Raw genomic sequence first — 15163 nt, 5'->3', positions numbered from 1 at the left:
CCCGGATCACAAGAAAAGGGGTTCGGGCCGGATATGGTGCTCAATAGGGCATTACGAGGGGTAATCCAGGCGACATGCAACGAATCTTCAAAGAGCGCGACCGCCTCCTGCGGAGAGCCGCCCGGTTGACCGGCCTGGCCGGTTCCGTGGCGGTGCTTGTCGTGATGCTGGTTCCGGGCGGCCTCAGCCTGGCCCTGCTCGGCCGTTGCCTGCCGGTGCTGCTTCTCCTGGTCGCCGGCCAGTATCTGCTCGGCCGATCCGGCCGGATGCGCTGGGTCATCCTGATCGTGCTCTCCGGCATCGGCATCATCCTCCTGGTCGGCTTCTCCGGCCAGCGGCCGCCAGGCCTGAACCTGGTCGAGGAGACCGTCATCGGCACCGTGGCTGCGACGGCGACGAGCGCCGTCGCGCTCGTCCTGGTCGTCAGCCCGCTCCGACTGATCATGTTGTTCGCCGCGTTCTCGGCCACCCTGGCCAGCGTCCTTGCGACGACGATCACGTCCGCCGGGGCGATCGTCCCCCTGGCCATCACGACCTGCGGCTGGTTCGCCGTTGCGCTCGCGGGCTGGTGGGTTGCCCAAAGCGTGCCCCGGGTGATGCAACGCATTGCCGCGATCGGCCGCGCCCACCTGGCCGAACGACACGCCAGCGAATTGGAGGCTCAGCGCCGCCAGGACGCCAGGCTCCTGCACGACACCGTGCTCGCCACCCTCACCCTGCTCGCCCACTCCGGTGTCGGTGTCCGCCCGGCCGCGCTCCGCCAGCAGGCCGGCGACGACGCCCGACTGTTGCGGCAGTTGCGCCTGGGCGGCCTGCCGACGCCGCGTCGCTCCGGCGTATACACCCTGGAGCCGGCCACGGAGTCGACCCTGGGCAGCACCCTGGAATCTGTGAAGCAGCGCTTCGGCCGGATGGGACTCGAGGTGGACTGGCACGGCAGCGGGCAGGTGCTGCTGCCCAGCGACGTCCTCGACTCGTTCCTACTCGCGCTGGGCGAGTGCCTGGAGAACGTGCGCCGCCATGCCGGGGTCGACCGGGCCGACGTCACGATCTCGGATGACGACACCACCGTGCGCGCCATGGTCACCGACGCCGGCGTCGGCTTCGACCTGCTCGGGGTGAGCGCCGAAAGGCTCGGTTTCGCCGAATCGGTCGTGGCCCGGCTGCGAGACGTGGGCGGCAACGCCAGGTTGTTCTCCTCCCCCGGCTCCGGAACGACCGTTGTGCTGGAGGTGCCGAAGTGATCGGCCCCGATCTCGTCGACGCCCCGCTGGACGACCTCCGCGCCACCGGGGCGAGCCGGAGGGACCTGCGCCTCAAGGAGGTCCAGGAACGCCAGGACCGTCGGCGCACCTTCCGCCGCCCGGAGCGCACCGTCAAAACCACCCGCGCCAACCAGAGCGGCCTGGGCGGTCGCCACCTGGGCATCGGACTGTCCTTCAGCGGCGGATTCATCGCCCTGTTCCTCTTCTGGCGGTTCATGATCCAGTGGTTCGACTACCCGAACCCCCTGCCGAGCCTGCTGGCCTGGACGCTCCTGATGGCGACGACGGCGCTCGCCCTGGTCACGGTGCAGAGGCTGTCGGCGCGCATGCCCGATTGGCTGTTCGCCGCGGCCCTGGCCAGCGGAAGCGTCGTAGTCGTGCTCGACCTGGCCGGTTCACGAGGACTGGGCGGGTCAGAGGTCTACCCGACCGCGGCCGCGGCCGTCGGTTCGCTCCTGATCGCCCTGGTCACGGTGCGCCGTGGTCACGACGTGGTCACGTCGGCCGTCGTGCTGGCCGCGTTCCTGTTCGTCGGCGCCATCACGGAGTCGCGCCCTGACCCGTTCACCCTCGCACCGGAACTGCTGGCCATCGTCCTGGCCATCATGCCGCCGCTGCTCGGAGTCGCGATCGTGCGTTCATTCCGCCGGATGGCCCAGCGAGAGCTGGACCTGGTGCTCGTGCAGAGCACCGTCTCCCAACCGCAGTTCGCCGTGGGCATGCTCGCCTCCGAGGAGCTCGCGCGGATCGACCTCGACGCGGAAACCCTGCTCAACGACGTCGCCCAGGGCCGTACTGCGCTTCCGCTCAGCTCAGACAAGTCGACGACGGCCGCCACCCTTGCCACCCAGCTGCGCCTGCACCTGATCCAGGGCCGGCGGGAGACCTGGCTCCACCATGCGATCACCGAGTCGGAGTTTCTCGGCCCGTCGGTCAACCTGCACGATCCCGCGGGCCTCGCCGGGCTGCTCGACCCGGCCCAGCGCGACGCGCTGCTTCGCACGATCTGGCTCCTAATCAGCGATACAACTCGCGCCGAGGCCACTGTTTCACTCTCCCTGGGCCCGATCAGACCCACCCACGGCCTACGCGCACGTCAGAAGTTACGATTTCCAATCGAATTGACCACCACGGGTGTGCCCCGGCGGCGGGTGGACCCCGAGACGTGGCAAGCTATCCGAGTAGTCGGTCCTCACATCGATTCGACCCGGGACGGAAGTCTCCGGGTGGAGATCGAGTGCAGTATCGACAATCCCGCGGATGCGTAGAGTCTGCGACGGAGAGCCGTCGGGCTTTTTGGTCGGGTGCAGAGGCAGTAGGAGGCAGCAATGACGAACACGACAATGACGGATACCGCAGTGCCGAGCAGGGAACACCCCATCCGGCTGGCCCTGGTCGACGATCATCGGATGCTCCTCGGTGCCCTCACCGAGTGGATCAGGGGGGCAGCGGACGATATCAACATGGTCGCCGCCGTCACGACGTGGCCGGAGTTGCTCACCCACCCCGAGTTCCCCGTCGACGTCGTGCTCCTCGACCTCGACCTCAAGGACAACATCCCGGTCTCCCTGAAGATCTCCACCCTCAAGACCGCCGGGGTGAAGACGGTGCTGATGAGCACCTACTCCGAGCCCGGCCTCGTGCGCGAGGCGCTGGCAGCCGGGGCACTCGGCTACCTCGTCAAGAGCGAGGAAGCGAACATGATCGTCGAGGCGATCCGCGCGGCTTACGAGGGTGAGTCCTATATTTCGGCCGAGCTGGACGAGGCGCTGAGCGCCGGCACCAGCGGCGGCTCCCCCCGGCTGAGCGCCCAGGAGCGCCGGGTGATGGCCCTCTACGGAGCAGGCGAGCCGGTCAAGGCCGTGGCCCACCAGCTCGGAATCTCCGAGGAGACCGCTAAGTCGTACCTCAAGCGGATCCGCGAGAAGTACCGCCTCGCGGGGTTCGACGTCGGCACGAAGGTGGCCTTGCGCAAGCGCGCCATCCACGACGGCATCCTCCTGCAGACCGACTAGAGCTGCCCACAGACCGGCCTGGACCTACCCACAGGCCGGCTCCCTGGCCGGCAGAGCCAAAGGCCAGCCAGGCTAGGGCCCCGCGGTACCGTCGGGCGGCGAGGGAGCTGCTTCCAGGGCCGCCTCGAGGCGTTCGACCTTGCTCGTCAGCTCGCCGGTCCGGCCCGGCCGGATGTCCGCCTTCAGCACCAGGGACACCCGTGGCCCCCACGCGCCGACGGCTTCGGTCGCCGCCTTGACCACGGCGAACACCTCGTCCCAGTCGCCCTCGATGGTCGTGAACATCGAGTCGGTGTGGTTGGGCAGGCCGGAGTCGCGCACGACCCGTACCGCTGCGGCGACGGCATTGTGCACCGAGCCCTCGGCGTCGTGGCCGCCTGATGGTGCGACCGAGAATGCGACGAGCATGGGTTCTCCTTCAGATTGAGATGGTGCAGGGGTCACTACGGAGCGGTCATGGGGAGCCTGGCAGGAGTGGCAGACGGGTCCGACTCGACGGTCGACCGCCACACCTGCCGCAGCGCCCAGCCGAGAAGTACCACCTCGAGCAGGTTGCGCAGGGTCAGCACCAGCACCATGAACGGATCGGCGACGAGCAGCCACTGGTACAGGTACGGGTAGACGAGCTGGGTGAGCGCGGCGATGGCCAGCACGAGGACGGCCGGCATTCGCCAGCCGCGTCCCCGCACCAGGAGCCCGAGGATCACGGGCGCGGCGATCCAGCCGACGAACTGCGGCGAGCCGACCTTGTTGGCCAGGATCAGGGTCAGCACCAGCGCCAGCACGAGCGGCGGGTACAGCCGGTCCCCGGCCGCTCCCCTGCGACGGGCCTGCCAGCCGAGCAGTAGCACGGCAGCCACAGCGAGCACGAGCAGGGGGGTCATCAGGGCGATCGCGACGTTGGTTCCCGTGCCGATGACCTGGTAGGTGAGAATCTGCCGGTCGTAGTAGACCACTGTTCCCGGCACGCGCAGGGCCGCCTGCCACATCCAGATCCCGCCGACGGGAGACTCGATCTGGATGCCCCGGTTGGTCTGCTCGGTGACGAAGCTGAAGACGTTCGGACCGCTGCCAAGCCCCAGCGCCACGGCGATGATGGCCGCGCTGGTGCCCGCCAGGGCCAGGGTAACCTGCCACCGCCGCCGTGACGCCACGAACAGCGCTGCGACAAGCGCGATCGGCCAGACCTTCACCCAGGTGGCAACGGTGAGTAGAACCGTCGCCGCGAACGGCCGCGAGCGCACCCAGATCACAGCGACGAGCGCCATCGCCGCGGTGACCGCGTCGATCCGGGCCAGGGCAATCGGTCCGAGCAGCACCAGGAAGGCCAGCCACCAGCCGGCTGCCAGGAGCGCCGCCCGGTTGCGGCCGCGGCCGAGCAGGAACGCGAACGCTATCCCGTTGAGCAGGGTCACGATGCCCAGCCAGGTTGCCGCATAGAACGCCGGGCCGAACGCGAGGGAGGCAAGAATGGGCACGAACGCGAGGATCGGGTAGACGAAGCCGGTGTCGATGCCGACGACGGAGGTGCCGGCGACTGCGTCCCTGGCCCAGCCGAAGTAGACCTTCTGCACGTCTCCGAGCGGCCAGCCCGGGGCGAGGAAACACAGCAGTACGAGAACGACATGCACGAGGACGAAACCGGCCCAGAGCGTCGCCCGGGGCGCGGCACCGAGCCCGGCGGCGGGGGTCGGCACAGGCGTCGGCTTGCTGGCGGTGGGATCAGGCACCCTCAACTTTCCCACATCGGCGCCAACTCCGATTGGTTCGCCGGGCCCGATCAGGCGGGCGCGGCCGCGCGCCGCCCACCGGAGGTCGGCGCCAGGAGGGCCCCGATCGTGGCGGGGACGGCCTCTGCCACGTCGAGGGCCGTGATCGGGCCGCCGTTCGACGCTCGCCCGGCGGCGAGCGCATGCACCAGGGCGGCGGTCGCGGCGAGGGCGACGAGGGCGTCCGCGTCCGTGTCGATGGCGGCGGAGTGCGTGGCCATCAGGGCTCCGAGGATGCCGGCCAGAACGTCCCCTGAACCGGCCGTCGCCAGCCAGGCCGGCGCCCCGGTGACGCAGAGGCGGGCGCCGGCCGGCGATGCGACGAAGGTGGTGGAACCCTTGAGCAGCACCGTGACCCCGAGATCGGTTGCGGCGCGGACGGCCCACTCCCCCGGCGCGGCCGCAACCAACGCTGCGGTCACCGGCTTGCCCGGCCGGCTGAGCAGCCCCGCCAGCTCCCGGAAGTGCGGGGTGACCACCGTCGGGCCGGTGGCGTGCGCGATCAGGTCGAGCACGCCGGCGTCGCACACTGTCGGCAGTCCGGCCGCGAGGGCTTCGACCAGAGCAGTGGCCGTCGCGTCGTCGCGGGCGGCGGCATCCATGCCCGAACCGAGCAGCCACGCCTGCACCCGGCCGGGGACGGTGACGACCTCCGGCCGGCGCTGGAGCACGAGGTTCGACGGCCGGCGCGGTCCCAGGTAGCGCACCATTCCGACGCCGGTGCGGGCGGCAGCCTCGACCCCGAGCACCGCAGCGCCCGGGTAGATTCTCGACCCGGTGCGAACGCCGAGCACGCCGCGGCTGTACTTGTCGTCCACCGGCTGGGGAATATCGATCCAGGCCCGGGCGTGCCGCTCGTCCCACTCCAGCCAGTCCAGCGGTTCCCTCATGCACTCACGATAGGTTGTTTCGGATAGATCCGGGCCGTCAGACGGGGCGGCCGCACCGACACATTGGGGAACCCGTGGCCACTGCCGCACTGTTTGAACCGCTCACTCTCCGCGGCGTCACGTTCCGCAACCGGATCTGGGCGGCCCCGATGTGCCAGTACTCGATCCTGGCGAAGGACGGGGTTCCCCGTGACTGGCACCTCATGCACCTGGGCCAGCTGGCGGCAGGCGGCGCGGGCCTGGTCGTCGCCGAGGCGAGCGCGGTCAGCCCGGAGGGCCGCATCACCGATGCGGATACCGGGATCTGGAACGACGACCAGGCCGCGGCATGGGCGCGGATCGTGGACTTCATCCATTCGCAGGGTGCCGTGGCCGGCATCCAGCTCGCCCACGCCGGGCGTAAGGCGTCGACCTGGCCGGCCTGGGGTCACGACGAGCACGGCACCGTGCCCGCAAGTGCCGGCGGCTGGCAGGCCGTATCGGCCTCGGCGGTGCCGTTTCCCGGCTATGACCCTCCTGTCGCACTCGACGCCGCCGGCATCCGCGGCATCGTCGACGACTTCGCGGCGGCCGCCGGGCACGCGATCGGCGCGGGGTTCGACCTGGTCGAAATCCACGCGGCGCACGGTTACCTGCTGCATCAGTTCCTTTCCCCGTTGAGCAACCGGCGCACCGACGAGTACGGCGGCTCGCTGGAGAATCGCGCCCGGCTGTTGCTCGCCGTGGTGACGGCAGTCCGCACCGCGATCGGCCCCGAGCACCCCGTGTTCGTGCGGTTCTCCGCCACCGACTACGCGCCGGGCGGCTGGAATGAGGACGACACCGCCACGGTCGCCGGCTGGGCAGCGGCGGCCGGGGCGGACCTGTTCGACATCTCCTCCGGCGGCAACGTCACCGGGGTGAGCATCCCGATCGGGCCCGGATACCAGGTTCCGCTGGCGGAACACGTGAAGACCGCGGCGGATGTCCCCGTCAGCGCGGTCGGGTTGATCACCACGGCGGCGCAGGCCGAGCAGATCGTCGCGTCCGGCCAGGCCGACGCGATCATGCTGGGTCGGGAGCTGCTGCGGGATCCGCACTTCCCGCTTCGCGCCGCGCACGAGCTCGGGGTCAGCCTGGACTACTGGCCGCCGCAATATCTCCGCGCCAGGTGGCCGGAGGCCTGAGCCCCCGCCTGGTCAGAGCCGCCGGGTCGCATCCTGCACTTCGCCGACGAGTTCCTCGATGATGTCCTCGAGGAACAGGACGCCCGCGGTCGCGCCGACCGCGGTAAATGAGCGGGCCAGGTGCGCGCCGGAGCGTCGCATGGTGGCGAGGGCGTCCTCGAGGTCGGTGCCCTCGAAGATCGATACGAGCCGGCGGATGCGCTTGGCCGGGATCGCCTCGGCGTAGCTGCCCGCGGCGGCGCCGGCGTCCCCATCAAGGTCAAGGACGTCCTTCAAATGGATGTAGCCGGTCGGTTCGCCGCCGTCGGTGACCAGCACATAGCGGGAGAACCCGTGCCTGGTCACGGCCTTCTCGACGTCTGCCGGGGTGGCCGACTCGGGGAGGCTGATCAGGTCGGCGAGGTTCACGGCGACGTCCCTCACCTTGCGGGTGGTGAACTCGAAGGTGGCGCTGAGCGCGCCCGTGCCGTCGCGCAGCACGCCTTCCCTGGTCGACTGGGACACGATCGTGGCGACCTCGTCCAGCGTGTAGGTACTGGTCGCCTCCTCCTTGGGCTGCACCCGGAACAGCCGCAGGACCAGGTTGGCTGTGGCGTTGAGGGCCACGATGACGGGCTTGACCAGCCGGCCGAAGAAGACGAGCGGCGGGGCGAGGAGGAGCACCGCGCGGTCGGGGATGGAGAACGACAGGTTCTTCGGAACCATCTCGCCGAACACGACGTGCAGGTACGACACGAGGAGCAGGGTGATCATGAAGGCGATGGCGGTGATCGCCTCGCCGGGCAGGCCGGTCAGGCCGAGCGGGTACACGAGCAGGTGGTGGATCGCCGGCTCAGACACGTTCAGGATGAGCAGCGAGCACACGGTGATTCCCAGTTGGGTGGTCGCCAGCATGAGGGTGGCGTGTTCCATCGCCCAGAGCGCGGTCTTGGCGCTGATCCTGCCTGCCTCGGCGAGAGGTTCGATCTGAGACCGGCGCGCGGAGATGACAGCGAATTCGGCGGCGACGAAGAAGGCGTTGGCCGCGAGCAGCACGACCAGCCAGACGATTCCGGCCCAGTCACTCATTCGGGCTCCCTTCGCCGGCGCCGGGTTCGAGGGCGCCGGGTTCGAGGGCGCCGGGTTCGAGGGTCGGCGTGAACCGCAACCGATCGATCCGCCGACCGTCGAGGCGCTCCACCGTGAACTCGCCCGCATCGATCATGACGGTGTCGCCGACAACGGGGAGTCGACCGAGTTCGCTCATCACGAACCCGGCGACAGTCTCATACGGCCCGTCGTCCGGCACGGCGATGCCGGTGCGTTCGAGGAGCTCGTCCGGACGGAGCATGCCAGGGAAAGTGAGGGAGTCGGTCGAAAGCACGACTCCCGCGCGGGCGCGGTCATGCTCATCGGCCACCTCGCCGACGAGTTCCTCGACGAGGTCTTCGAGCGTGGCCACGCCGGCCGTGCCGCCGTATTCATCGACGACGATGGCCATCTGGTAGCCTCGCCCGCGCAGTTCGACCAGCAGCCCGTCGAGTTTCATGGTCTCCGGCACGCGCACGGCCTCCGATTGCAGGGCCGATACGGGGACATCCGCGCGGCGCTGCCTTGGCACAGCCACGGCCTGTTTGACATGCACGATGCCGACGATGTCGTCGACCCCCTCGTCGACGACGGGGAAGCGGGAGTAACCGGTTCGCCGGGCAAGGTCGATGACGGTCTGGGCCGAGTCGGTGCGCTGGATGCTCGCCACCCGCGGCCGCGGCGTCATCACGTCGGATGCGGTGTGGCCGGAGAACAGCAGGGTTCGGTGCAGCAGGGTCGCGGTGTCCTTCTCGAGCAGTCCGGCGCTGGCCGAGCGGCGCACCAGCGACGACAGTTCCTCGGCCGTGCGAGCGCCGGAGAGCTCTTCCTTCGGCTCGATCCCGATCGAACGCAGCACCCCGTTGGCGCTGCCGTTGAGCACCATCACGGCCGGCTTGAACACGGTCGTGAACACGGTCTGGAACGGGATGACGAGCTTTGCCGTCTGGATCGGCAGGGCGAGGGCGAAGTTCTTGGGCACGAGTTCACCGATGATCATCGACGCCAGCGTGGCGATGACCACGGCCAGCGTGGTCGCCACCACGGGCACGACGCCCGTGGGCAGCCCGAGCCGCGTCAGCGGCCCGGTGAGCAGGGAACTGAGCGCCGGCTCCAGCGCGTATCCGGTGAGGAGGGTGGTCATGGTGATACCGAGCTGCGCGCTGGACAGGTGCGTGGACGTGATCCGGAGCGCGGCGATGGTCAATGCGAGGCGGGTCTCCCCGCGGTCGCGGCGCGCCTCGAGATCAGATCGATCGAGGTTGACCAGAGCGAACTCGCTGGCGACGAACAGACCGGTGCCCACGGTCAGGATCAACCCGACGCCGAGCATGAGCCACTCAAACACGCGGTTCACCGCCCCCGTTCACGGGCCAGTGTCCGTTGGGGCGGCGGGAATGGTGGCCGGGCGAATCGGCGGAGGGAGGGTCGTCCATTATTCCCTCAACTATACCGGCACGCGCCGGGCGACGCAGCGGCCAGGGCAGGCTGGGAGCGCACCCATTTCCCTTTCCCCGGCGCCCGGCTACCAGGAGACGGGCAGGGCCTTGCCCTCCTCGTATCCCGCGGCGGACTGGATCCCGACCAGCGAGCGGGTGTGGAACTCCGCCACGCTCGTCGCGCCGGCGTAGGTGAACGAGCTGCGCACCCCGGAGGTGATCATGTCCAGCAGGTCCTCGAGCGAGGGACGCAGCGGGTCCAGGTAGATCTTCGAGCTCGAGATGCCCTCGGCGAAGAGCGTCTTGCGGGCCAGCTCGTACGGGTCGAGGCGATCGAACCGTTCCCGGACTGCCTTGGTGGAGGCCATCCCCCAGCTTTCCTTGTAGAGGGCGCCGGCGGCATCCGCGGCGAGCGTGCCGGGGGCCTCGATCGTGCCGGCGAACCAGGATCCGATCATGACGGATGCCGCGCCCGCGGCGAGCGCGAGGGCCACGTCCCGAGGGTAGCGCACCCCGCCATCGGCCCAGACGTGCGCGCCGAGTTCCCGCGCGGCGGCAGCGGTCTCCAGCACGGCGGAGAATTGCGGACGCCCGACCGCCGTCATCATCCGGGTCGTGCACATCGCGCCGGGACCCACCCCGACCTTGACGATGGTGGCGCCCGCACCGACGAGGTCGCCCACGGCATCCGCGGTGACCACGTTGCCGGCCACGATCGGGATGCCGAGGTCCAGGTCTGCGACGGTCTTCAGCGCGCGCAGCATGCCCTCCTGGTGCCCGTGGGCGGTGTCCAGGACGAGCACGTCGACCCCGGCGGCCGCGAGGGCGCGCGCCTTGGCGGCCACGTCGCCGTTGATCCCGATCGCGGCGGCCACGCTGAGCCGCCCCTGCGCGTCGAGCGCCGGCTGGTACAGGGTGGAGCGCAGGGCACTCTTGCGACTGAGCGTGCCCACGATGGCGCCGTGGTGCAGCACCGGCGCGAAGTCGAGCTCGGCCGCCGTCATCAGGTCGAATGCGCGGCGCGGGCCCTCGATGTCGTCGGCGTCGAGGGAGGTGAGCGGGCCGTGCAGCAGGTCGCCGAGCCGGGCGTCCGACAGCGCCGTGGCCAGGCGGGACGCGTCAATACAGCCCAGGTAGGCGCCGTGCTCGTCGTTGATCACGAGCCCCTGGCCGGCCACCGGCGGCACCTGCCGCAGGGCACCCGCCACGGTGTCCCCCGGGCCGAATACGAACGGGGTGTCGAACCTGGTCGACTGGTCCTTCACCCAGCGGATGGCGGCGTCCAGCTCCTGGAGGTGCATGTCCTGCGGCAGCACGCCGAGCCCGCCCCGCCGTGCGAGCGCCGCGGCCAGGCGCGGACCGGTCACCGAGTTCATGTTCGCCGAGACCACGGGGATGGTGGCGCCCGTTCCGTCGCCGGGGGCGAGCGAGACGTCGAGGCGGCTCCGGATGCCCGATTGACTGGGCACCAGGAAGACGTCCGAGTACGTGAGATCGTGGCTGGGTACCGCTCCATAGAACTGCATGGAAATAACGCTAGCCCCCCACGCGGATACCCGCAGCCATGCTCGGGGGGATTAGGCTGGACGGGCAGACCGAACCGGCGATTTTTCATCGCCTGGACATTCAGAATCAACGCAGAGAGTGGGAACCGGCTGTGTCAAGCCAGTTGACCGGTAGTGGATCCGACGAGACCACGTCGGGTGAATTCGGAGCGAACGAGTGGCTCGTCGACGAGCTGTACGAACGGTACCTCGTCGACAAGAACCAGGTAGACGAGTCCTGGTGGCCCGTCCTCGAGAGCTACCACCAGACCGCGAGCGGCCAGGCGGTCGCCGGGGCGACGACTGGGGCAGCAGCACCGAATGTCGAGGTGACGGCCACCGAAGCCGCCCCCGCCGAAGCGGCGGCTGCAGCCGCCGAAGCTCCCGCCGCCGCTCCCGCCGCCGCTCCCGTCGCCGCTCCCGTCGCCGCTCCCGTCGCAGCCGAGCCGGCCCCGATCACGGCCCCGATCCCGATCATCGGCGGCCAGCGCACCGCCCGCACCACCGGGGTCGGGCCCAAGCCGGTCCCCGTGCCTGCCGACGCCCCCATCACGACGCCGCAGCCGGTCGCGACCACGGAGCAGACCGCCGAGGCGCAGGACGTCGTCACCCCCCTGCGCGGAATGTCGAAGAGCCTCGCCGCCAACATGGCGATGAGCCTGACCGTGCCGACCGCCACGAGCGTGCGCACCATCCCCGCCAAACTGCTCATCGACAACCGCATCGTGATGAACAACCACATGCGCCGGTCCCGCGGTGGCAAGGTCTCATTCACACACCTGATCGGCTGGGCCCTGATCAAGGCGCTGGGGATGTTCCCGAGCCAGAACGTGTACTACAACGAGATCGACGCCAAGCCGTCGGTCATCGCCCCCGCGCATGTCGGACTCGGCATCGCGATCGACCTGCCCAAGCCGGATGGCACCCGGTCACTGATGGTCCCCGCGATCAAGCGGGCCGACACTATGACGTTCGGCGAGTACCTCTCCGCCTACGAAGACCTCGTCACCCGCGCCCGCACCGGCAAGCTCACCGCCGACGACTTCTCCGGGGCCACGGTGTCCCTCACCAACCCGGGCGGCATCGGCACAGTGCACTCCGTACCGCGGCTGATGAAGGGCCAGGGCTGCATCATCGGCGCCGGCGCGCTCGACTATCCGGCCGAGTTCCAGGGCGCGAGCGTCAAGACGCTGACCGGACTGGCCATCTCGAAGACGATCACCCTCACCAGCACCTACGACCACCGGGTCATCCAGGGTGCAGGCTCCGGCGAGTTCCTGAAGATCGTGCACGAGCTGCTGATCGGCGGACACAACTTCTACGAGGACATCTTCTCCGCCCTCCGCATCCCCTACGACCCGATCCACTGGGCGCCGGACATCAGCGTCGACCTGGCCAGCGCCGTCGACAAGACCGCACGCGTTCAGGAACTGATCAACGCCTACCGAGTCCGGGGCCACCTGATGGCCGACATCGACCCGCTCGAGTACACCCAGCGCACCCACCCCGACCTGGACATCTCCAACCACGGGCTGACCTTCTGGGACCTCGATCGAGAGTTCGTCACCGGCGGATTCGGCAGCAAGCGCCTGATGCTGCTCCGCGACATCCTCGGCGTGCTCCGCGACTCCTACTGCCGCACCACGGGCATCGAGTACATGCACATCCAGGACCCGGCCCAGCGCAAGTGGGTGCAGGAGAAGATCGAGAAGACCTACGTCAAGCCCACCCATGACGAGCAGATGCGCATCCTCGGTAAGCTCAACGAGGCTGAGGCCTTCGAGACCTTCCTGCAGACCAAGTACGTCGGCCAGAAACGGTTCAGCCTCGAGGGCGGCGAGTGCACCATCGCGCTGCTCGACGCGATCCTGCAGGGCGCGGCGGATGCCGGGCTCGACGAGGTCGCGATCGGCATGGCCCACCGCGGTCGCCTGAACGTGCTCACCAACATCGCCGGCAAGACCTACGGTCAGATCTTCCGCGAGTTCGAAGGCACCCAGGACCCCCGCACCGTGCAGGGCTCCGGCGACGTCAAGTACCACCTGGGCACCGAGGGTACCTTCCGCGCCACCGACGGCACGGAAATGCCGGTCTACCTGGCCGCGAACCCCTCGCACCTGGAGGCCGTCGACGGCGTGCTCGAAGGCATCGTGCGGGCCAAGCAGGACCGCAAGCCGATCGGTACCTTCTCCACCCTGCCCGTGCTCGTCCACGGCGACGCCGCGATGGCCGGCCAGGGCATCGTGCTCGAAACCCTGCAGATGTCCCAGCTGCGTGGGTTCCGCACCGGCGGCACCATCCACCTCGTCGTCAACAACCAGGTCGGCTTCACGACCCTGCCGGGAGACGGACGCACGTCGGTCTATTCGACGGACGTCGCCAAGACCATCCAGGCCCCGATCTTCCACGTCAACGGGGACGATCCGGAGGCCGTGGTGCGGGTCGCCGAACTGGCGTTCGCGTACCGCCAGGAGTTCAAGCGCGACGTCGTCATCGACCTCGTCTGCTACCGCAGGCGCGGCCACAACGAGGGCGATGACCCCTCGATGACGCAGCCGCTGATGTACAACCTGATCGAGGCGAAGCGCTCGGTCCGGAAGCTGTACACGGAGGCTCTTGTCGGCCGTGGCGACATCACCCAGGCGGAATACGAGGCCGCTCACGGCGACTTCCAGGACCGGCTGGAACGCGCGTTCATGGAGACACACGCCGCACAGTCCTCATCGATCCCGATCGTCGGCGGCTCCGGCTCGCGCGGGCTCGGCGAGAACCAGGCCCAGGACGACTCGGTCGGCGAACCGGCCACGACGGGCGTCCCCGAGGCCGTCGTCCACCTCATCGGCGACGCGTTCATGAACAAGCCGGCCGGCTTCACGGTGCACAACAAGCTGCAGCAGCTGATGCAGAAGCGCCTCGACATGAGCCGCAACGGCAACATCGATTGGAGCTTTGGCGAGTTGCTCGCCCTCGGCTCCCTGCTGCTCGAGCGCACCCCGGTGCGCTTCGCCGGCCAGGATGCCCGCCGCGGCACGTTCGTGCAGCGCCATGCGGTGCTGCACGACCGGATCAACGGCCAGGAATGGCTGCCGCTGGCGAACCTGAGCGAGGACCAGGCCCGGTTCTGGATCTACGACTCGCTGCTCAGCGAATACGCGGCCATGGGCTTCGAGTACGGCTACTCGGTGGAACGCGCCGACGCCCTCGTGCTCTGGGAAGCCCAGTTCGGGGACTTCGCCAACGGCGCGCAGACCGTGATCGACGAGTTCGTGTCCTCCGCGGAGCAGAAGTGGGGCCAACGCTCATCCGTCGTGCTGTTGCTGCCGCACGGCTACGAGGGCCAGGGCCCTGACCACTCGTCCGCCCGGATCGAACGCTACCTGCAGCTCTGCGCGGAAAACAACATGACCGTCGCCCGCCCGTCGACGCCGGCCTCATACTTCCACCTGCTCCGCCGCCAGGCCTACATGCGGCCGCGCCGTCCACTGGTCGTCTTCACGCCCAAGTCGATGCTGCGCCTGCGGGGAGCGACCAGCAGCGTCGCCGACTTCACCTCCGGCCGGTTCGAACCGGTCATCGACGACGCCCGGATCACCGACCGGTCCAGGGTCAAGCGGGTGCTGTTCATGGCCGGCAAGCTCTACTACGACCTACTCAGCGAACTGGAGAAGAACCCGAACCCTGAGATCGCACTGGTCCGGATGGAGCAGTACTACCCGCTGCCCAAGGGCGAGCTCAGGCAGGTTGCCGACCAGTACCCGAATGCCGAACTCGGCTGGGTGCAGGACGAACCGGAGAACCAGGGCGCCTGGCCGTTCTTCTACCTGGAGACGAACAAGCTGGGCCCGCGCCCGGTGACGCTGTTCTCGCGTGCGGCGTCGGCGTCGCCCGCCGCCGGGTCAGCCAAGCGCCACGCCGCCGAGCAGGCGGACCTGATCAGCAGGGCGCTCACCGTCTAGCCAGGAACCGGCACGCAGGAAGGCCCGCATCATTCGTTGCGGGCCTTCCTT

Annotated in this window: 11 protein-coding genes; 5 read left to right on the top strand and 6 right to left on the bottom strand. The window is 69.2% G+C overall.

Annotated features, from left to right (window positions below):
• Window positions 1-74 precede the first annotated feature (74 nt).
• The 3 genes from E3O19_RS02735 to E3O19_RS02725 are packed head-to-tail and all read left to right on the top strand — an operon-like array spanning window position 75 to window position 3280.
• Window positions 75-1244 carry a sensor histidine kinase gene (locus E3O19_RS02735; RefSeq protein ID WP_134565086.1) on the top strand — a complete coding sequence of 390 codons (1170 nt, stop codon included), beginning with the start codon at window positions 75-77 and terminating at the stop codon, window positions 1242-1244.
• Entirely contained in the window at window positions 1241-2533 is a 1293-nt protein-coding gene (locus E3O19_RS02730; RefSeq protein WP_134565085.1) for a hypothetical protein, read from the top strand. Before E3O19_RS02735 ends, E3O19_RS02730 begins: the two co-directional genes overlap by 4 nt.
• 60 nt (window positions 2534-2593) lie before the next feature.
• Window positions 2594-3280 carry a response regulator gene (locus E3O19_RS02725; protein WP_420898578.1) on the top strand — a complete coding sequence of 229 codons (687 nt, stop codon included), beginning with the start codon at window positions 2594-2596 and terminating at the stop codon, window positions 3278-3280.
• Between the two features lie 72 nt (window positions 3281-3352).
• On the opposite strand, the gene E3O19_RS02720 is transcribed toward E3O19_RS02725, so the two are convergent.
• Genes E3O19_RS02720 through E3O19_RS02710 form a run of 3 tightly spaced genes read right to left on the bottom strand, consistent with a single transcriptional unit; the run spans window position 3353 to window position 5939 of the window.
• Window positions 3353-3688 carry a thiamine-binding protein gene (locus E3O19_RS02720; RefSeq protein WP_134565084.1) on the bottom strand — a complete coding sequence of 112 codons (336 nt, stop codon included), beginning with the start codon at window positions 3686-3688 and terminating at the stop codon, window positions 3353-3355.
• A 35-nt stretch (window positions 3689-3723) separates the two neighbouring features.
• Window positions 3724-5010, bottom strand: a complete 1287-nt coding sequence (locus tag E3O19_RS02715; protein ID WP_166804437.1) for a glycosyltransferase 87 family protein — start codon at window positions 5008-5010, stop codon at window positions 3724-3726.
• Between the two features lie 50 nt (window positions 5011-5060).
• Entirely contained in the window at window positions 5061-5939 is an 879-nt protein-coding gene (locus E3O19_RS02710) for an ADP-dependent NAD(P)H-hydrate dehydratase (protein ID WP_134565082.1), read from the bottom strand.
• A 74-nt stretch (window positions 5940-6013) separates the two neighbouring features.
• Between E3O19_RS02710 and E3O19_RS02705 the strand changes: the two genes are divergently transcribed.
• Window positions 6014-7105: an NADH:flavin oxidoreductase/NADH oxidase gene (locus E3O19_RS02705; RefSeq protein ID WP_134565081.1), complete on the top strand. Its 1092-nt coding sequence runs from the start codon at window positions 6014-6016 to the stop codon at window positions 7103-7105.
• 12 nt (window positions 7106-7117) lie between these two features.
• Here E3O19_RS02705 and E3O19_RS02700 read toward each other — a convergent pair whose 3' ends face one another.
• The 3 genes from E3O19_RS02700 to guaB1 all read right to left on the bottom strand — a co-directional run bounded on the left by E3O19_RS02700 (window position 7118) and on the right by guaB1 (window position 11138).
• A complete protein-coding gene (locus tag E3O19_RS02700; protein ID WP_134565080.1) occupies window positions 7118-8173 on the bottom strand; it encodes a hemolysin family protein in 1056 nt (351 codons plus the stop codon).
• Entirely contained in the window at window positions 8166-9506 is a 1341-nt protein-coding gene (locus E3O19_RS02695; RefSeq protein WP_134565133.1) for a hemolysin family protein, read from the bottom strand. Before E3O19_RS02695 ends, E3O19_RS02700 begins: the two co-directional genes overlap by 8 nt.
• A 192-nt stretch (window positions 9507-9698) precedes the next feature.
• A complete protein-coding gene (gene guaB1 / locus E3O19_RS02690) occupies window positions 9699-11138 on the bottom strand; it encodes a GMP reductase (protein ID WP_134565079.1) in 1440 nt (479 codons plus the stop codon).
• A 131-nt stretch (window positions 11139-11269) separates the two neighbouring features.
• Between guaB1 and E3O19_RS02685 the strand changes: the two genes are divergently transcribed.
• Window positions 11270-15112 carry a multifunctional oxoglutarate decarboxylase/oxoglutarate dehydrogenase thiamine pyrophosphate-binding subunit/dihydrolipoyllysine-residue succinyltransferase subunit gene (locus E3O19_RS02685; RefSeq protein WP_174776879.1) on the top strand — a complete coding sequence of 1281 codons (3843 nt, stop codon included), beginning with the start codon at window positions 11270-11272 and terminating at the stop codon, window positions 15110-15112.
• Window positions 15113-15163: the final 51 nt, after the last annotated feature.

This window comes from Cryobacterium algoritolerans (assembly GCF_004402785.1).
GTDB classification, from domain to species: domain Bacteria; phylum Actinomycetota; class Actinomycetes; order Actinomycetales; family Microbacteriaceae; genus Cryobacterium; species Cryobacterium algoritolerans.
Note: the sequence above shows the minus strand (reverse complement) of the source record. Positions and strands in the feature narration are given on the sequence as shown.